Source organism: Microbacterium hominis NBRC 15708, from assembly GCF_001592125.1.
Classification (GTDB): domain Bacteria; phylum Actinomycetota; class Actinomycetes; order Actinomycetales; family Microbacteriaceae; genus Microbacterium; species Microbacterium hominis.
Map to the genome: position 1 here is coordinate 122,220 of NZ_BCWI01000001.1, position 17,880 is coordinate 140,099.

Annotated in this window: 16 protein-coding genes; 13 read left to right on the forward strand and 3 right to left on the reverse strand. The window is 70.6% G+C overall.

Annotated features, from left to right (window positions below):
* Positions 1 to 117 precede the first annotated feature (117 nt).
* From MHO01S_RS00610 to MHO01S_RS00620, 3 genes are all read left to right on the forward strand, one after another.
* Positions 118 to 1,056, forward strand: coding sequence for an ROK family protein (locus MHO01S_RS00610; protein WP_060958767.1), 939 nt, complete (start codon positions 118 to 120; stop codon positions 1,054 to 1,056).
* Between the two features lie 33 nt (positions 1,057 to 1,089).
* On the forward strand, positions 1,090 to 1,773 hold the full coding sequence (locus MHO01S_RS00615; protein WP_060958766.1) for a lysophospholipid acyltransferase family protein: 684 nt from the start codon (positions 1,090 to 1,092) through the stop codon (positions 1,771 to 1,773).
* Between the two features lie 142 nt (positions 1,774 to 1,915).
* The gene (locus tag MHO01S_RS00620) at positions 1,916 to 3,253 is read left to right on the forward strand and encodes a class II 3-deoxy-7-phosphoheptulonate synthase (RefSeq protein ID WP_061781705.1); all 1,338 of its coding nucleotides are present in this window, start codon (positions 1,916 to 1,918) and stop codon (positions 3,251 to 3,253) included.
* Positions 3,254 to 3,324: 71 nt separating this feature from the next.
* On the opposite strand, the gene pknB is transcribed toward MHO01S_RS00620, so the two are convergent.
* Positions 3,325 to 5,250, reverse strand: a complete 1,926-nt coding sequence (gene pknB, locus MHO01S_RS00625) for a Stk1 family PASTA domain-containing Ser/Thr kinase (RefSeq protein ID WP_061781706.1) — start codon at positions 5,248 to 5,250, stop codon at positions 3,325 to 3,327.
* A gap of 99 nt (positions 5,251 to 5,349) precedes the next feature.
* A complete protein-coding gene (locus MHO01S_RS00630; protein WP_255266053.1) occupies positions 5,350 to 6,303 on the reverse strand; it encodes a LysM peptidoglycan-binding domain-containing protein in 954 nt (317 codons plus the stop codon).
* A 142-nt stretch (positions 6,304 to 6,445) separates the two neighbouring features.
* Between MHO01S_RS00630 and MHO01S_RS00635 the strand changes: the two genes are divergently transcribed.
* The gene (locus tag MHO01S_RS00635) at positions 6,446 to 6,793 is read left to right on the forward strand and encodes an Rv2175c family DNA-binding protein (RefSeq protein WP_060958762.1); all 348 of its coding nucleotides are present in this window, start codon (positions 6,446 to 6,448) and stop codon (positions 6,791 to 6,793) included.
* 37 nt (positions 6,794 to 6,830) lie between these two features.
* On the opposite strand, the gene MHO01S_RS00640 is transcribed toward MHO01S_RS00635, so the two are convergent.
* A complete protein-coding gene (locus MHO01S_RS00640) occupies positions 6,831 to 7,919 on the reverse strand; it encodes a polyprenyl synthetase family protein (protein ID WP_060958761.1) in 1,089 nt (362 codons plus the stop codon).
* Between the two features lie 79 nt (positions 7,920 to 7,998).
* On the opposite strand from MHO01S_RS00640, the gene MHO01S_RS00645 reads away from it, so the two are divergent.
* From MHO01S_RS00645 to ftsW, 9 genes are all read left to right on the forward strand, one after another.
* Positions 7,999 to 8,379 (forward strand): SCO2097 family morphological protein, encoded by a 381-nt coding sequence (locus tag MHO01S_RS00645; protein WP_060958760.1) that lies wholly within the window; start codon positions 7,999 to 8,001, stop codon positions 8,377 to 8,379.
* 216 nt (positions 8,380 to 8,595) lie between these two features.
* Complete coding sequence (gene mraZ, locus MHO01S_RS00650; protein WP_060958759.1) at positions 8,596 to 9,027, forward strand: division/cell wall cluster transcriptional repressor MraZ; 432 nt, start codon at positions 8,596 to 8,598, stop codon at positions 9,025 to 9,027.
* A 99-nt stretch (positions 9,028 to 9,126) separates the two neighbouring features.
* The gene (rsmH, locus tag MHO01S_RS00655; protein ID WP_060958758.1) at positions 9,127 to 10,086 is read left to right on the forward strand and encodes a 16S rRNA (cytosine(1402)-N(4))-methyltransferase RsmH; all 960 of its coding nucleotides are present in this window, start codon (positions 9,127 to 9,129) and stop codon (positions 10,084 to 10,086) included.
* On the forward strand, positions 10,083 to 10,685 hold the full coding sequence (gene ftsL, locus MHO01S_RS00660; RefSeq protein WP_060958757.1) for a cell division protein FtsL: 603 nt from the start codon (positions 10,083 to 10,085) through the stop codon (positions 10,683 to 10,685). Before rsmH ends, ftsL begins: the two co-directional genes overlap by 4 nt.
* Before the next feature lie 4 nt (positions 10,686 to 10,689).
* Complete coding sequence (locus MHO01S_RS00665; RefSeq protein WP_060958756.1) at positions 10,690 to 12,501, forward strand: peptidoglycan D,D-transpeptidase FtsI family protein; 1,812 nt, start codon at positions 10,690 to 10,692, stop codon at positions 12,499 to 12,501.
* A 40-nt stretch (positions 12,502 to 12,541) separates the two neighbouring features.
* Entirely contained in the window at positions 12,542 to 13,954 is a 1,413-nt protein-coding gene (locus MHO01S_RS00670) for a UDP-N-acetylmuramoyl-tripeptide--D-alanyl-D-alanine ligase (RefSeq protein ID WP_060958755.1), read from the forward strand.
* On the forward strand, positions 13,951 to 15,060 hold the full coding sequence (gene mraY / locus MHO01S_RS00675; protein WP_060958754.1) for a phospho-N-acetylmuramoyl-pentapeptide-transferase: 1,110 nt from the start codon (positions 13,951 to 13,953) through the stop codon (positions 15,058 to 15,060). Before MHO01S_RS00670 ends, mraY begins: the two co-directional genes overlap by 4 nt.
* Positions 15,042 to 16,646: a UDP-N-acetylmuramoyl-L-alanine--D-glutamate ligase gene (gene murD / locus MHO01S_RS00680; RefSeq protein ID WP_060958753.1), complete on the forward strand. Its 1,605-nt coding sequence runs from the start codon at positions 15,042 to 15,044 to the stop codon at positions 16,644 to 16,646. The genes mraY and murD overlap by 19 nt, the downstream gene beginning before the upstream one ends.
* The gene (gene ftsW, locus MHO01S_RS00685) at positions 16,609 to 17,859 is read left to right on the forward strand and encodes a putative lipid II flippase FtsW (RefSeq protein ID WP_060958752.1); all 1,251 of its coding nucleotides are present in this window, start codon (positions 16,609 to 16,611) and stop codon (positions 17,857 to 17,859) included. The genes murD and ftsW overlap by 38 nt, the downstream gene beginning before the upstream one ends.
* Positions 17,860 to 17,880: the final 21 nt, after the last annotated feature.

The window sequence follows — 17,880 nt, forward strand, 5'->3', positions numbered from 1 at the left end:
AGTCCCACAGTGGACAGGGTCCGTCCCAAAAGCACGGTCTGCCCGGACCGTAGGTCTGTCCTGTCCACACTAGACTCTCGGATGCCGTGCCGCCCGGGCCGGCCGGAAGGGAGCGCCGTGCTCAACGTCGGCATCGACATCGGCGGGACGAAGATCGCCGGAGGTGTCGTCGACGACACCGGTGCGATCATCGAGCGCACGCGCGTCGCGACGCCCGTCGACACCGGCGCCCTTGCCGAGGCGGTCGCGGCGATGGTCCACGACCTCGCGTCGCGGCACGACGTCGGCGCGGTGGGCGTCGCCGCCGCGGGCTACATCGACCGCACGCGGTCGGTCATGCTGCACTCGCCGAACATCGACTGGCACAACGAACCGCTGCGCGCCGAGTTCGAGGCGCGGATCGGCCGTCCGGTCACCCTGGAGAACGACGCGAACGCCGCCGGCTGGGGCGAGTACCGCTTCGGAGCGGGCCGGGGATCGACCGACATGGTCATGGTCACCCTCGGCACGGGCGTCGGCGGTGCCGTGATCAACGACGGGCGACTGCTCATCGGCGCGAACGGCAGCGCCGCGGAGCTCGGCCACCTGCGCTTCGTGCGCGGCGGGCGCCCCTGCGGGTGCGGACAGAACGGCTGCCTCGAGCAGTACGCGTCGGGCCGTGCGCTCCAGCGGGAGCTGGGCGACATCGCCGACGGCGGCGGAATCGGCGCCCGGCTGGCCGCGCATCGCGGCGCGGACGGGATCGTCCCCGCGGCCGATCTCGCGCTCCTGCTCAGCGAAGAGGATGCCGGGGCGGTCGAGGCCGTGCGCCGTGTCGCCACGGCGCTCGGCGAGGCCTGCGGCGCCTTCCAGGCGGTGCTCGACCCCGACCTCTATGTCATCGGCGGTGGGGTGGCGGATCTGGGCGAGGTGCTGCTGGAGCCGACGCGGATCGCCTACGAGACGTCGCTTCCCGGCTTCGGCGATCGGCCGACCGCCCGCTTCACCGTGGCCACGCTCGGCAACGACGCCGGGCTCGTGGGCGTCGCCGACCTCGCGGGCCTGCGGAGCCGATGAGACGCCCACACCGATGAGCGGGGGAGGAGCCTGATGTTCTACTGGGTCATGAAGTACATCGTGATCGGACCGATCGTGAAGGCGATCTTCCGCCCGTGGATCGTGGGCCGCTCCCACGTGCCGTCCTCCGGCGCGGCGATCCTCGCGAGCAACCACCTGTCGGTGAGCGACTCGATCTTCCTGCCGCTCATGATCGACCGGCCCATGAGCTTCCTCGCGAAGAGCGACTACTTCACCGGGACCGGGCTGAAGGGCTGGGCCACCCGGATGTTCATGAAGGCCACGGGCCAGATCCCGGTGGATCGCACGGGCGGCAAGGCGTCGGAGGCCTCGCTGAACACGGGCCTGCAGGTGCTCGGCCGCGGCGACCTGCTCGGGATCTACCCCGAGGGCACGCGCAGCCCCGACGGCAAGCTCTACCGGGGTCGCACCGGTCTCGCGCGCATGGCGCTGGAGGCCCGTGTGCCCGTCATCCCCGTCGTCATGGTCGACACGGATGCCGTCATGCCCATCGGTCGATCCATTCCGCGCGTCGGTCGCGTCGGCATGGTGATCGGCGAGCCGCTGGACTTCTCGCGGTTCCACGGCATGGAGTCCGATCGCTACGTGCTGAGGTCGGTGACCGACGAGATCATGGTGGCCCTCCAACGGCTCGGCGAACAGCAGTACGACGACGTGTACGCGTCGACGGTGAAGGAGCGCGCGGCCCGCGCCTGATCTGCGCGAGCCGCCATGCCGCGGCCGAGCCGCCATCCTTCGGGCGGGCCGCGCGATGGCGGCTCGGCCGAAGGATGGCGGCTCGCGAAAGGGTGGCGGCGCGCGGGGCCGCGGCATCCTGGCGCGCCGCTAGACTGAGCGGATGCCCACCCTGCACGCCGATCTCGATCACTGGCGCACGCTCCCGATCAAACAGCAGCCCTCCTGGACCGACCTCGACGCCGTCGCGGCCGTCTCCGCCGAGCTCGCGACGCTGCCTCCTCTCGTCTTCGCCGGCGAGGTCGACAACCTGCGCGATCGCCTGGCCCGCGCCGCCTCCGGGCGTGCATTCCTGCTCCAGGGTGGGGACTGCGCCGAGACGTTCGCCGGCGCGACGGCGGAGCAGATCCGCAATCGCATCAAGACCGTGCTGCAGATGGCCGTCGTGCTGACCTACGGTGCGTCGATGCCCGTCGTGAAGATGGGGCGGATGGCCGGCCAGTTCGCCAAGCCGCGCTCCAGCGACACCGAGACCCGCGGCGACGTCACCCTGCCCGCGTACCGCGGCGACATCGTCAACGGCTTCGACTTCACCGAGGCCTCGCGCACCGCCGACCCCCAGCGACTGCTGAAGGGGTACCACACGGCGGCGTCCACCATCAACCTCATCCGCGCCTTCACACAGGGCGGCTTCGCCGACCTCCGCGAGGTCCACAGCTGGAACAAGGGGTTCGCCCAGAACCCCGCCAACCAGCAGTACGAGCGCCTCGCCACGGAGATCGACCGCGCCATCAAGTTCATGGAGGCGGCGGGCGCCGACTTCGACGAGCTGCGCCGCGTCGAGTTCTACACGGGTCACGAGGGCCTGCTGATGGACTACGAGCGCCCCATGACGCGCATCGACTCCCGCACGGGCACGCCGTACAACACCTCGGCCCACTTCCTGTGGATCGGGGAGCGCACGCGGGAGCTCGACGGCGCCCACGTCGACTACTTCTCCAAGATCCGCAACCCCATCGGCGTGAAGCTCGGCCCGTCGACCTCGCGGGAGACGGCGCTCGAGCTGATCGACAAGCTCGATCCCGAGCGCGAGCCGGGCCGGCTGACCTTCATCACGCGCATGGGCGCCGGAAAGATCCGCGACGCGCTGCCGCCGCTGCTCGAAGCCGTCCGCGATTCCGGTGCCACCCCGCTGTGGGTCACCGACCCGATGCACGGCAACGGCATCACCACGCCCACCGGCTACAAGACGCGTCGCTTCGACGACGTCGTCGACGAGGTGCGCGGGTTCTTCGAGGCGCACCGCGCGGTCGGCACGTTCCCGGGCGGCATCCACGTCGAGCTCACCGGCGACGACGTCACGGAATGCCTCGGTGGATCGGAGCACATCGACGAGGCCACCCTCGCGACGCGTTACGAGAGCCTGTGCGACCCGCGTCTGAACCACATGCAGAGCCTCGAGCTCGCCTTCCTCGTCGCCGAGGAGCTCGAGAAGCGCTGACCGATCGCGTCTGGGCACGGCTGCCGTGCCCAGACGCGGGGTGAGCGCCCCGGCGCGCCGCCGCGCGTGCGTCAGCCCGTCGAGCGGACGGTGATCTTGGTGCCGGGCAACTGCATGGTGCCGCCGGCGGGGCTGGTGCTGGACACCGTGAAGATGCCCCAGACGATCTCGGGCAGGGCCGTGCCCGGCTCGAATCCGGCTGCACGGAGCTGCTCCATCGCCTGGGCCACCGTCTGACCCGTCACGTCGGGCACCTCGATCGGCTGCGGTCCCTTCGAGACGACGAGGGTCACGGTGTCGCCGGGGCGGAAGAGCCCGCCGCCGTCGCGGTCCGCGATGCGGATGACACGACCTTCGGCGACGTCGTCGTCGTAGGCCTGCGTCGTGGTCACGCCGAGCTGAACGGCTTCGAGCGCGGCGGTGGCCTTGTCGACGCTCTGGCCGGCGACGTCGGGCACCGGGCCGAGCGAGATCTCGAACGATGCCGTCGATCCCTCCAGCGCCGTGCATCCCTGCGAGCAGTCCACGGCATCGCCGCCGCCGGGCGGGGTGATCGAGGCGCTGACCACGGTGTCGCGCGCGGCATCCGTGAACACCTGCGCCGGGTCGCCGGACGGGGAGATGTAGATCTCCGACAGCGACGACGTCGCCGCGTCGAGGCTCTGCCCGGCCAGGGCGGGGATCTCGTGGGATGCCGGGCCCAGCGAGACCACGACGGTCACCGCGCTGTTCTTGTCGACGCGCGTCCCGGCGCCGGGGTCGGTGCGGATGACGGCGTCGATCGGCACGTCGCGGCTGAAGTCCTGCGCGGGCACCGCGCTGAGTCCGAGCTCGGCCAGTTGCGAGGTCGCCTCGTCGAGCGAGGACCCCGACACGTCGGGAACGCCGACGAGCGAGCCCGGCCCGGATCCGAACCACCAGCCGGCACCGCCCGCGACCGCCGCGAGCAGCAGCACGAGCACCACCAGCCAGCCGCCCGCCCGTGCGCGCCGCCGCGACCGCACGCGCAGCCGGGTGGCGTTGTCGACCTGCTCCGTCACGGTCGGGGCCGTGAACGTGCCGGGCATGACCTTCGTCAGCTCACCGGAGTCCACGCCGTCGTCGACCGCGACGATGCCCGGGCTCGGCGCCCGCACGACGTGCGGGAACACGCCGAGCTCCTTCTCGATCTCGCGCAGGCGGTCGAGCATCGCGCGCGCATCGACCGGGCGCTCGTCGGGGTTGCGCTCCGTCGCCCACATCACCAGCTCGTCGAACTGCTCCGGGATGCCGGGGTTGCGTGCGCTCGGACGCGGCACCGAGTCGGTGGCGTGCTGGTAGGCGATCTGCATCGGCTGCTCGCCCTTGTAGGGCTGCTCGCCGACGAGCATCTCGTAGAGCATGATGCCGAGGGCGTAGATGTCGCTGCGGGCGTCGGCGGTGCCGCGCGTGACGAGCTCCGGCGCGAGGTACGCGATCGTCCCGAGCAGCATCTGCCCCGTCGCGGTGTTCGCGCTGGTGGCGCGGGCGAGCCCGAAGTCGCCGATCTTGATGCGGCCGTCCTCGGCGAGGAGCACGTTCTCGGGTTTGACGTCGCGGTGGACGATGCCCGCGCGGTGCGCGGCGGCCAGGCCCGACAGCACGGCATCCATGATCGTGATCGTCTGCGGGATGCTGAGTCGCTTCTGCTCGCGCAGCAGCTCGCGCATCGTGATGCCGGGCAGGTACTCCATGACGAGATAGGCCATCTCGCCGTCCTGGCCCTGGTCGAACACGTTGACCACGTGCGGGTCGGCGAGGCGGGCCGCGGCGCGTGCCTCCTGGATGAAGCGGCTCTGGAAGACCGTGTCGTCGGAGAGGTGGCTGTGCATCACCTTCAGGGCGACGCGGCGCTCCAGTCGCAGGTCCGTCGCCACGTAGACCGTGGCCATCCCTCCGCGGGCGATGCGAGCACGCACGCGGTATCGGCCGTCGACGAGACGGCCGATCAGCGGGTCGGTCTGCTGACTCGTGCTCACTCTGTGATTCTAGGGAGCCGAAGCGCCGTGTCCCGGGAGCGCCTCACCCCTCACGGCATGTGCGCAGCGACCACGGGGGTGCGGCGCACGCCGCCGGGGTCAGCCGAGTGCGGCCAGCCAGGCGTAGGCGTCCTGCTCCCACGGGCCGTAGCGCTCGGGGTACGCCGACACCTGCACGGCCTGGGCGGCCGCGCCGAAGTCCATCGACTCCCATCCCGGGACGTCGAGGAGTCCGCGCGTCAGCATGCCGTCGGGGCCGGAGACCCCGGTGAAGAACGCCTCGGCGGAACGGTGCGGGTCGCGCACCTCGTCGGGAGTGCCCCAGCCCGTGCTCGGACGCTGCTGGAACAGGCCGAGCGAGTCGCGGTCGCCCCAGTCGAGATTGCGGATCCAGGACTCGACCATCGCGGTGGCCAGCGCGATCGCGATGCCGCGGTCGGGCACGCCGAGCGATCGGCCCACCTCGATGATGATGCGGGCGTTTTCGGTCTGCTCGGCATCGAGGCCGGTGACCGCCGACGTGGCCGGTGCGGGCGCCTCGACGGCGGCGAGCGTCGCGACCAGCGCCGCCGCCGGCAGCGAGAGCACCTGGCCCGGGTAGATGATGGCGTCGCGCGTGAGGCCGTTGGCGCCGAGGAGGGCGTCGAGCGTGAGTCCGTGCGCCTCGGCGATCGCCCAGAGGGTGTCGCCGGCGCCGACCTCGTACGCCGCGGCGGGTGCGGCGGGGGCCGCGGGGGCCGCGGTGGCGGACGCGGCGCCCTCGGAGGGCAGCACCAGCACGAGTCCCGCGTGGATCAGCGAGGAGTCCTGCAGCCCGTTCGCCGCGCGCAGGCTCCCGAGATCGACGCCGTGCGTGCGGGCGATGTCCCAGAGGGTGTCGCCGTCCTGCACGGTGTAGGTGTCGGGTGACGGCGCGGCGGTGCGTGCGCGGAGGTCGACGACGGGATGGCGCTCGGCGGCGGCGCGGTTCTCGGCCGCGGCCGCGGGCGTCGTGCTCAGTGCGAGCGCGAGCGTGCCGAGCGTGCCGAGGAAGCCGGCGGAAGCGGTGTGCACGTGTGTTCTCACCCACGTCACCGTGTCACGGAAGGCAAGTCGTGTCAACTGGTGCTATAAGGAGTGGCTGCTGTGACGTTTGTGACCAGTGTGATTCGCACAGGGGGCCGACGTCGGGCGCGGGGGATGCGATAGTGGAGGGGTGACCGACGACATCGTCCCCGCGTCCACCGGCTGGCTCACCCTCCCCGAACTCGTCGAGGTCCTCGGCGAACCGCTCGGTCGTGTCCGCCGCCTCCTCGACGAGAAGCACCTCGTCGGCTCTCGCCGCGGCGGTGCGTTCGCGGTGCCGGAGATCTTCATCGCCGAGGGCCGACCCCTCTCCGCCCTCCGCGGCACGATCATCGTGTTGCAGGATGCGGGGTTCAGCGACGACGAGGTGATCGACTGGCTGCTCGCCGAGGAGGAGTCGATCGGACAGGCTCCCATCTCCGCGCTTCGTCAGGGGCGCAAGAGCGAGGTGCGTCGGGTCGCTCAGACGCTCGCCTGACGCCGCCGTCGCCGCCCGGTGCGCCGGGCGACGCGCGTCACGAGGAACGGGCGATCGCCGCCTGGGCGAGATCGCGGAGCGCTCCGACCGCCGGCGTCGACAGGGGGGCGCCGCGCAGTGCACGGTCGGCCTCCGCCGCGTAGTGGGAGATCGCCGTCTCGACGCGGTCGAGGGCGCCGGTGTCGATGATCGTCTGCTGCAACGATGCGATCTGCGCGACGTCGAGCCCCGGATCGCCGATGAGCTCGTCGACGAGTCGCTTCGTCGGGCGGTCGAGCCGTTCGCGGGCGTAGGCGATCAGCAGCGTGCGCTTGCCCTCGCGCAGGTCGTCGCCCGACGGCTTGCCCGTGACGGCGCTGTCGCCGAACACGCCCAGCACATCGTCGCGCAGTTGGAAGGCGAGACCGAGCGGGTGACCGAAGGCCGCGAGCGCCGCCGTCTGCGCCGTGTCGCCGCCGGCGAGCGCAGCCCCGAGCAGAAGCGGATGCTGGATGCTGTAGCGGGCCGACTTGAGCGAGGCGACCCGCAGCGCCCGCTCGGCGTGCTCCGCATCGGGTGCGGTCGTGAAGGCGGCCTCCTCCGCGATGTCGAGGAACTGCCCGACGGTGACCTCGCGACGCATCAGGGCGTAGACCTCGCGAGCGGATGCCGCGTGTTCGGCCGCCCGCAGCCCCTGCTCGAGCAGGTCGTCGCTCCATGCCACGAGGAGGTCTCCGAGCAGGACGGCGGCCGAGCGGCCGAAGGCCGCGGCGTCGCCCGCCCAGCCCGCGCGGGCATGGGCGGCTTCCAGTCCGCGATGCGCCGCCGGCTGGCCGCGGCGCGTGTCGGAGTTGTCGATGATGTCGTCGTGGACGAGCGCGGCCGCATGGAAGATCTCCAGGGCGGCGGCGGCGTCGAGGACGCTGTCGGGGGCGGCGGCGACGGGACCCCTCGCCTCGGCGACGGCCTGCCATCCCGTCACGCAGAAGCGCGCGCGCAGCCGCTTGCCGCCCTCCAGAGTGCGGGCCGCGGCGTCCAGGAACAGCTGCGTCTCACGGCCCGCATCGGCCCATGACGACCGCTGCGCCTCGACGAACCTTCCCAGTCGCTGAGAAACCGGCTCTATCGGGTCGAGGGAAGCGTCCACGGGCCTAGCCTAGTTCTCGACTGCACGCGTACAATCGACCGCACACGATGCCGGTCCGAAACGGCGAGGAGGGGGCAGCATGCCGCTGTCAGAGCAGGAGCAGCGTCTGCTCGATGAGATGGAGCGCCATCTCATGAACAAGGACGCAGATGTGGTCAGCGCGTCTCGAGACGGCCGTTCCCTCAGCTATCGCAACATCGTCTACGGCACCGTCCTGGTGCTCGTCGGTCTCGGGGGGCTGATCGCCGGCGTCTCGTCCGGGATCATCGCCATCGGCGTCGTCGCCTTCCTCGTGATGGTCGCCGGCGTGGTCCTCGCGGCGACCCCGGCCAAGGGCATCGCCGCGGTGCGCCCGGCGGGAGAGCCCAAGGGTCAGCGCAAGACGTCCGGCGCAGCATCCTCGTCCTCCTTCATGGATCGCATGAACGATCGTTGGGACCGCCGCCAAGACGGCGCCTGACCCCTAGCTGACGTCGCTTCGGCGACGAGAAGAAAGCACCGGCCCATCGGGCCGGTGCTTTCTTGTTTTCGCGGCCCGCTGCGCGACGCGGCCCGCCGTCAGAAGACGCCGGGGAGCGCCGGGGGAGCGCTGCGCCCACGAAACCATAGTCAGGTGGAGGAAAGTGGAGTAAAGTGGTGCGCACCTGGATCGGGCCGGAGGAAGGGGGAGTGGTCGATGCTGTTGGGCACCTACACCCCCAAGCTGGACGAGAAGGGCCGCGTCATCCTGCCGGCCAAGTTCCGCACCGACCTGGGTGACGGTGTCGTGGTCACCCGCGGTCAGGAGCGCTGCCTCTACGTGTTCAGCACGAAGGAGTTCGAGCGGGTCTACGAGAAGATCCGCGAGGCACCGCTGACGAACAAGCAGTCGCGTGACTTCCAGCGCATGTTCCTCTCGGGCGCGAGCGACGAGAAGCCCGACAGCCAGAGCCGCATCACCATCCCGCCGCACCTGCGCGCCTACGCCAACCTCGGCCGCGAACTGATCGTCACCGGTGTGGGTGCCCACGCGGAGATCTGGGACGCGGAGGCGTGGAACGCCTACGCCGACAGCAACGAGGACAGCTACTCGGACATGGAGCAGGAGGTGATCCCGGGCCTCTTCTGAGCCGTGGCCGTGACTCCCAGCCGCACGCCCTGACGCACTTCCCCGGTGTCAGGTCAGGCGGATGGGGATCACGACTCCGGACCACCGACCCGAAGAATCATGAGCTACTCCGAGATCCACACCCCCGTCCTGCTCGAGCGCTGCGTCGAGCTGCTCGCCCCGGCGCTGCAGCGGCCCGATGCCGTGCTGGTCGATGCGACCGAGGGCATGGGCGGTCACTCCGAGGCCCTGCTGGAGCGCTTCCCCGACGTCCGACTGATCGGCCTCGACCGCGACACCGACGCCCTGCGCATCGCGGGGGAGCGGCTCGCGCGCTTCGGCGACCGTGTGACGCTCGTGCACACGGTGTACGACGGGATCGCCGCGGCGGTGCGCGGAGCGGGCGTCGACCGCGTCGACGGCATCCTCTTCGACCTCGGCGTCTCCTCGCTGCAGCTCGACGAGGCCGACCGCGGGTTCGCGTACTCCCAGGACGCCCCCCTCGACATGCGGATGGACCAGACCTCCGGGACGACCGCCGCCGACATCGTCGCGACCTACGGCGAGGGCGATCTCCGGCGCATCTTCGAGCGTTACGGCGAGGAGAAGCTCGCGGGCCGCTACGCGCGCGCGATCATCGCGGCGCGCGGCGTCGCTCCCATCGAACGCTCCGGACAGCTCGTCGACGTGCTCGTCGCCGCGACGCCGGTGGCGGTGCAGCGCGAGGGGCGCGGGCATCCCGCCAAGCGGGTCTTCCAGGCGCTTCGCATCGAGGTGAACGCCGAGCTGTCGGTGCTCGAGCGCGCCCTGCCGGCCGGTCTCGACCTCCTCCGCGTCGGGGGTCGCATCGTGGTCATGAGCTATCAGTCGCTCGAGGACCGGCTCGTCAAGCGCGTGTTCGCGGATGCCGCGGCATCCACTGCGCCCGCCGGACTTCCCGTCGAGCTGCCCGAGCACGCTCCGCGCTTCCGTCTGGTCGTGAAGGGAGCGGAGCTCGCCTCCGACGACGAAAAGGCGCGCAACCCGCGTGCCACCCCCGTGCGGCTTCGCGCGGCCGAACGCATCCGGGAGGCGGCATGAGCATGTCCGCAGAGAGCACACTCGACCCCTTCGCGGGGCTGCCCGCCCTGCCGTCCGCGCCGCGTCGCGAACCTGCGCGTCGGCTGCAGGCGCTGGAGCAGCCGCAGCCGCGCCGCCGCCCGCGTCTGGTCTACGGCATCATCGCGGTGACCGGCGCCCTGCTGATCGGAGGCGCCCAGATGGGCTTGTCGATCCTGACGACCCAGTCGTCGTACGAGCTGTCGACGCTGAGCGACCAGCAGCGTGACCTCGACTGGCAGAAGCAGATGCTGCAGGACAGCATCGCGGGCCTCAGTTCGCCGCAGTACCTCGCCGCCAATGCGGAAGCCCTCGGCATGGTCACCGGCCAGGCGCCGACCTATCTGCGTCTGAGCGACAACGCGATCATCGGCACGGCGGCCGGTCTCACCGGCGCCAGCGCCGTCAACGCCCTCAGCAAAGCGGCCGTGGGCAATGCCCTCGTCAGCGGTCAGCCGCTTGTCGGCGATCCGGCCGCCAGCCTCGGCGGCGGCACGACCTCGGTCGTCGACAAGGCGATCGTCGATACACCGACACCCCCTGCCATCGCCGACGGTCTGCCGACCCCCGCCACACACTGATCTCATGACGACACGAGCCACCCGCAGTCCTCGTCGGCGCACCGTCGTCGCCCTCGCCGTCGTCCTGGCGGTGCTCTGCGCCTTCGTCGTGCGCCTCGTCGACATCCAGGTCGTCAACGCGCGCGAGCACATCGACGACTCGCAGGCCTACGCGACCGGAGCCAAGAGCACCCTCTACGGCGCGCGCGGCGAGATCGTCGACGACAACGGCGTCGTCCTCGCCAGCAGCACGACGCTGTACGACGTGCAGATCGATCCGCTCCTCGCCGCGCAGGGCGTCGCCACGGTCGACGCCGACGGCAGGACGATCAAGGACGACGACGGCAAGAACGTCATGACCCCCTGGAGCGAGGTGGCGCCCAAGATCGCGGCGATCACAGGCCAGTCCGCCGCCGACGTGGAGAAGATCGTCGCGGACGCCCTCGCCGCCGACGCGGGCTCCCGGTTCGCCTACGTGAAGCGGTACGTCTCCACCGAGGAGTACCGGGCGCTCGCCGAGCTGAAGCTGCCGTTCCTGACCTTCCCGCTCCACCCCGCCCGCACCTACCCCGACGGCGCCGTCGCCGGAAACCTCATCGGGTTCGTCGGCTCGGACGGCACCCCCCTGGAAGGGCTCGAGTCGTTGCAGGACTCGTGTCTGCAGGCCACCAACGGCACCCTCACGTATCAGCGCGGGGCCGACGGGGTCATCATCCCCGGCACCGAGGTCGAGGACCCCGCGGTCAACGGCGGCACGCTGAAGCTGACGATCGACAGCGACCTGCAGTGGTTCATGCAGCAGCTGATCTCCGAGGAGACGGCGCGCTACCAGGCCGACTGGGGCGGCATCATCGTCATGGAGGCCAAGACCGGCAAGATCCGCGCGCTCGCGGAGACCAACACCGTTGACCCCAACGACCCCGGCGCCTCCGATCCCGACAACCGCGGGTCGCGCCTGCTGCGCGTGTCGTACGAGCCCGGATCGACGTTCAAGCCCGTCACAGCGGCGACCGCGATCGAGCAGGCCGGCCTGAGCCCGACATCCACCGTCGAGACGCCCGATCGGATCCGGTTCCCCAACGGTGCCGTGATCAACGACTCGGAGAGCCACCCGACGCAGAACCTCACGCTGACGGGCGGGCTGGTGGAGTCGTCCAACGTGGCGATGTCGCAGTTCGGCTCGCTCGTGAGCCCCGAGGTCCGCTACGACTACCTGAAGAAGTTCGGCGTCGGCGGCGGCACCGCGCTCGACTGGTCGGCGGAGCCGAGCGGCGAGATCCGCGACCCGTCGACGTGGGACAACCAGACCTACTACACGACGACGTTCGGTCAGGCCTTCACGGTCACCCCGACCCAGGTCACGAGCCTCTTCCAGACGATCGCGAACGGCGGCGTGCGGATGCCGGCCCAGCTCGTGGAGTCGTGCACCAAGCCCGACGGCACGGTCGTGACACCGGATCTGCCCGACCCCGTCCAGGTCATCAAGCCGGAGACCGCCGCCGAGGTCTCGCAGATGCTCGAGAACGTCTACGCACAGGGGACGCTCGCCGACGACATCCGCATCCCCGGCTACCGGCTCGCGGTCAAGACCGGTACCGCGCAGGTGCCCGACGGCAACGGCGGGTACAAGGACAACCTCTATATGACGTCCCTGGCCGGTTACGCCCCGGCGGACGATCCGCAGTACGTTGTCTTGACCCTGTTCAACGAGCCGAAGACCAACACCATGTCCTCGGCCAACCGCTCCGTCTTCAAGAAGGCCATGACGCAGGTGCTCACGCACTACCGCGTCATGCCCTCGGGCTCGGACACCCCTCTGCTGCCCGTGACACAATGACGAGACCGCGACGCGCCACCGCGCGTGAGGAACCAACCCTATGATCCGGATGACGCTGGCCGAGGTGGCCGCCGCCGTGACGGGAACTCTGCACCCGGCACACCACGACACTCCCGAGACGTTCGTCGACGGCGACGTCGACACCGACTCCCGCATGATCGGGGCGGGTGACATCTTCGTCGCGAAACCCGGCGAGGTCACCGACGGCCACCACTTCGTCGAGGCCGCGGTCGAGGCCGGCGCGGTGCTGGCGATCGTGGAGCGACGCGTCGACGCGCCCGTCAGCCAGATCGTCGTCCCGGATGCCGTCGCGGCCCTCTCCGACCTCGCGAGGGTGGTCGTGGCCTCCGTCCGCGCGGGCGGGGAGCTGCGGATCGTCGGCATCACCGGCTCGAACGGCAAGACCACCACCAAGAACATGCTGGCGCGCATCCTGCAGGACGAGGGCGACACCGTCGCGCCGCGCGGCTCGTTCAACAACGAGGTCGGCGCGCCGCTGACGATGCTGCGCGTCCGCGCGCAGACCCGCTTCCTCGTCAGCGAGTTCGGCGCCTCCGGACCCGGCGAGATCGCGCGTCTGGCCGGTCTGGTCTCCCCGGACGTGGGCGTCGTGCTGATGGTGGGGCTGGCCCACGCGGGCGGCTTCGGCGGCGTCGAGGAGACGCTGAAGGCGAAGACCGAGCTGGTCGAGGCGGTCCGCCCCGGCGGCGTCGCGGTGCTCAACGCGGACGACGCTCGCGTCGTCACGATGGCGGCCGTCGCCGCGTCGCGCGACGTCGAGGTCCGCTGGTTCGGTCGCGGCGCCGCCGCGGAGATCCGGGCCGAGGACGTCGAGGTCACGGCCGCCGGCACGACGTGCACGATCGTGGCCGAGGACGAGCGCTTCCCGCTCCGGCTCCGCGTTCTCGGCGAGCACCACGTCATGAACGCGCTGGCCGCGCTGACGGCCGCCCGCGAGCTCGGCGTGCCGCTGCCGTCCGCCATCGCTCGGTTGGAGACGCTCGAGATCGCGGAGCGCTGGCGGATGCAGCCGCTCGGCTCCGACCGCGTGCGCATCATCAACGACGCCTACAACGCGAGCCCCGACTCGATGGCGGCCGCGCTGCGCACGCTCGCGCAGATCGCGGGCCCGGGCGAGCGGAAGGTCGCCGTCCTCGGCGCCATGAGCGAGCTCGGCGAGTTCGCGGGCGAGGAGCACGACCGCGTCGGTCTGCTCGCCGTGCGGCTGCGCATCGAGCGCATCGTCGTGGTGGGGCGCGACGCGCGCCGCCTCTTCCTCGCCGCCGTCGGCGAGGGGTCGTGGGACGGGGAGGCCGTCTTCTTCGAGACCGCCGACGAGGCGTTCGACTACCTCCTCCACGAGCTGCGCGACGGCGATCGCGTGCTGGTGAAGTCGTCGAACTCCGCCGGGCTCCGGCACCTCGGCGATCGTCTGGGAGAATCGTTCTCGTGAGATCCCTGCTGGCGGCTGCGACGATCTCCCTGGCGTTCACGCTCTTTCTCACACCGCTGTTCATCCGGCTGTTCGAGAAGCTCGGCTGGGGTCAGGTCATCCGCACGCCGGAGAACGTGAACAACCCGAGCCATCAGACCAAGCGCGGCACGCCCACGATGGGCGGGATCGTGTTCATCGTCGGCTCGATCGTGGGCTACTTCGTCGGCACGCTGACCGGCGGAGCGCCGCCGTCGATCTCCGGTCTGCTGGTCATCTGGATGATGGTCGGCTTTGGCGTGGTCGGCTTCATCGACGATTTCATGAAGGTCCGTCAGCAGCGCAGCCTCGGTCTGTCCGGGTGGCGCAAGATCGTCGGCCAGGTGCTGGTCGCGGTGCCGTTCGGCATCATGGCGCTGAACTTCGCCGACGCCCGCGGGGAGACGCCCGCGTCGCCCTACATCTCCTTCTTCCGCGACATCCCGATGCTGTCCTTCCTCGCGCTCGGCGCCGTCGTCGGATGGATCGCCTACCTCGTGTGGATCACCTTCATCTCGGTGGCCTGGTCGAACTCGACCAACCTGACCGACGGCCTGGACGGCCTCGCGACCGGATCGGGCATCTTCACGGTATCGGCCCTCAGCCTCGTCACGTTCTGGCAGTTCCAGCAGCGGTGCGCGAGCGGGGCGCTCGTCACGGCGTATGTCAACGGCTGCTACCCGACGCCCGACCCGATGGATCTCACGATCATCGCGGCATCCTTCGTGGGCGCTCTCGTGGGCTTTCTGTGGTGGAACGCGCCGAAGGCGAAGATCTTCATGGGCGACGTGGGATCGATGGCGATCGGCGGCGTGATCGCCGCGATGGCGATCCTCTCGCGCACCGAGCTGCTGTCGGTCATCATCGCCGGCGTCTTCATCATCGGCCCGGGCTCGGTCATCCTGCAGCGCATGTACTTCAAGGCCACGGGCGGCAAGCGCCTCTTCCTGATGAGTCCGTTCCACCACCACCTCGAGATGCGCGGCTGGCCCGAGATCACGATCGTCGTGCGGATGTGGATTATCGCCGGCATGCTCGCCGTCACCGGCGTCGCGCTCTTCTACGTCGAATGGCTCTCGGCGCTGTGAGCGGGGTGCGCGACCTGGATGCGCTGCGCAGCTGGCACGCGGACTGGCGTGGGCTGCGCGTCGCCGTGCTCGGCCTGTCGGTGACCGGTTTCTCCGTCGCCGACACGCTCGCCGAGCTCGGCGCCGACGTGCTCGTGCTGAGCGAGACCGCCGCGGAGGAGTACGCACGGCTGCTGCCCGTCATCGGCGCACGGCTGCACCTCGGATCGCTGGGCTCCGTGCCGGATGCCCTCGTCGAGTTCGCACCCGAGGTCGTCATCGCCTCGCCCGGCTTCGCGCCCCATCACCCGATCGTCGCGTGGACCCGCGCGAACGGCATCGCGCTGTGGGGCGACATCGAGCTGGCCTGGCGCGTGCGCGACAAGGTCGTGCGGCCCGACGGCACCCCCGCCGAGTGGCTGCTCATCACGGGGACCAACGGCAAGACGACGACCACGCAGCTCACGGCATCGATGCTCGTCGCGGGAGGGCTGCGCGCCGCCCCGTGCGGCAACATCGGCGTCCCGATCCTCGATGCGGTGCGCGACCCCGGGGGGTTCGACGCGCTGGTCGTCGAGCTGTCGAGCCACCAGCTCTGGTACCTCTCGCTGCAGGAGGGCACGCAGCCCGTCTCCCCGCACGCGAGCGTGTGCCTCAACCTCGCCGACGACCACCTGCAGTGGCACGGGTCGTTCGCCGCGTACCGCGACGCGAAGGCGGTCGTCTACCAGCACACGCGCGTGGCCTGCGTCTACAACAAGTCCGACGTCGCGACGCGCGTCATGGTGGAGGAGGCCGACGTCGTCGACGGATGCCGCGCCATCGGTTTCGACCTCGGTGTGCCCGGCCCGAGCGATCTGGGCATCGTCGACGGCATCCTGGTCGACCGCGCGTTCCTCGACGACCGTCGCACGAGCGCGCTGGAGCTGACCACGGTCGGCGAACTCGCCGCGCACGGGCTGGCGGCGCCGCACGTCGTCGCCAACATCCTGGCCGCGGCGGCGCTCGCGCGGTCGCTCGACGTCGCCCCCGCGGACATCGCCTCCGCTCTGCGCGCCTTCCGCCTGGACGCGCACCGCATCGAAGTGGTCGCGACGGTCGGCGGCATCACCTGGATCGACGACTCGAAGGCGACCAACCCCCACGCCGCCGCGTCGTCGCTCGCGGCGTTCCCCGGCGCCGTGTGGATCGTCGGCGGCGACCTGAAGGGCGTCGACATCGGCGAGCTGATCGCGGCGCGCGGCCCGGGCGTGAAGGCGGTCATCGTGATCGGGGTCGAGCGGTCGCCGATCACCGAGGCGTTCGCGCGACACGCGCCGACCATTCCCGTCTTCGAAGTGGACCACGCACAGACTGAAGACGTCATGGCGGACGTCGTCGCAGCGGCGGCGGAGATCGCCCGTGACGGAGACGTGGTCCTCCTCGCCCCCGCCGCGGCATCCTTCGACCAATTCGACTCGTACGCCGACCGTGGACACCGGTTCGCCCGCGCCGTACAGGCCTGGACGCCACCCGACGCGGCGACGCAGACACCGACCGAGACCGGCACGACAGACGCAGGGGGAGCCGATGACCACGACGACCCCGCCGACCCGTCCAGCCGCTGACGGCGCCGACGACGCGGCCTCCACCGGGTTCGCCGCGCGCGTCTCGTTGGGGAGGGTCTTCGCGCCCGTCCCCAGCGAGTTCCTGCTGATCGCTTCGACGGCGCTGCTGCTGACCGGATTCGGCCTGACGATGGTCCTCTCCGCGACGATGGCGACCGCCTTGGCCGGCGGCCAGAGCCCGTTCGAGGTCGTGATGAAGCAGGCGGTGTTCGCCGTCATCGGCATCCCGCTGATGTTCGTCGCGAGCCGGCTGCCGGTGACCTTCTGGAAACGGGTCGCCTGGCCGGGGCTCATCCTCGCGACCCTGTTCCAGCTGCTCGTGTTCGTTCCGGGACTCGGCGTGGCCAACGACGGAAACCAGAACTGGATCCAGATCGCGGGCTTCCAGGCGCAGCCGTCCGAGTTCCTCAAGGTGACCCTCGCGCTGTGGCTGGGGTACGTCCTCTATCGCAAGCAGACGCTCCTGGGCCTGTGGCGGCACGTCTTCATCCCGGTGGTGCCGGTCGGCGCCCTCGTGATCGGGACGGTCATGGCCGGCCACGACCTCGGCACGGCGATGATCCTCATGGTGATCCTCCTCGCGTGTCTGTTCTTCTCCGGCGTCAAGCTCCGGATCTTCCTGATCCCGCTGATCCTCGTCGTCGGGGCGGCCGGCGTGTTCGCCGTGACCAGCCCGAACCGCATGGCGCGGATCATGAGCTTCCTCGACGTCGACACGCTCTCCTGCTACGACACCACCTGCTACCAGCCGTTGCACGGCGTATGGGGCCTCGCCAACGGGGGGATCTTCGGGCTCGGACTCGGCAACTCCCGCGAGAAGTACGGGTGGCTGCCGGCCCAGTCCAACGACTACATCTTCGCGATCCTCGGCGAAGAGCTGGGGCTCATCGGATGCCTCGTCGTGCTCGCCCTGTTCACCCTCTTCGCCGTCGGCGCGTTCCACATCATCCGCAAGACGCACGATCCGTTCATCCGCATCGTCGCCGGCGGCATCACGGTCTGGATCGTCGGCCAGGCGCTGCTGAACATCGCGGTGGTGCTGCGGCTGGCGCCCGTGCTCGGCGTGCCGCTTCCGTTCATGTCGCAGGGCGGAACGTCGCTGCTGTCCGTCCTGATCGGATGCGGCGTGCTGCTCTCGTTCGCCCGGACGCTCCCGGTCGCGCCGGTGCCCTCGGTCGCGCTGCCCGCCGAGCGCCGCCCCGGCCGCCGCTGACAGGGGCTCGACGGTAGGCTC

Bases quoted from the DNA above. Each gene is read 5' to 3' on its own strand.
- MHO01S_RS00615 (WP_060958766.1), top strand. From the start codon at position 1,090: ATGTTCTACTGGGTCATGAAGTACATCGTGATCGGACCGATCGTGAAG.
- MHO01S_RS00620 (WP_061781705.1), top strand. From the start codon at position 1,916: ATGCCCACCCTGCACGCCGATCTCGATCACTGGCGCACGCTCCCGATC.
- MHO01S_RS00645 (WP_060958760.1), top strand. From the start codon at position 7,999: ATGCCGCTGTCAGAGCAGGAGCAGCGTCTGCTCGATGAGATGGAGCGC.
- mraZ (WP_060958759.1), top strand. From the start codon at position 8,596: ATGCTGTTGGGCACCTACACCCCCAAGCTGGACGAGAAGGGCCGCGTC.
- rsmH (WP_060958758.1), top strand. From the start codon at position 9,127: ATGAGCTACTCCGAGATCCACACCCCCGTCCTGCTCGAGCGCTGCGTC.
- ftsL (WP_060958757.1), top strand. From the start codon at position 10,083: ATGAGCATGTCCGCAGAGAGCACACTCGACCCCTTCGCGGGGCTGCCC.
- MHO01S_RS00665 (WP_060958756.1), top strand. From the start codon at position 10,690: ATGACGACACGAGCCACCCGCAGTCCTCGTCGGCGCACCGTCGTCGCC.
- MHO01S_RS00670 (WP_060958755.1), top strand. From the start codon at position 12,542: ATGATCCGGATGACGCTGGCCGAGGTGGCCGCCGCCGTGACGGGAACT.
- murD (WP_060958753.1), top strand. From the start codon at position 15,042: ATGGCTCTCGGCGCTGTGAGCGGGGTGCGCGACCTGGATGCGCTGCGC.
- ftsW (WP_060958752.1), top strand. From the start codon at position 16,609: ATGACCACGACGACCCCGCCGACCCGTCCAGCCGCTGACGGCGCCGAC.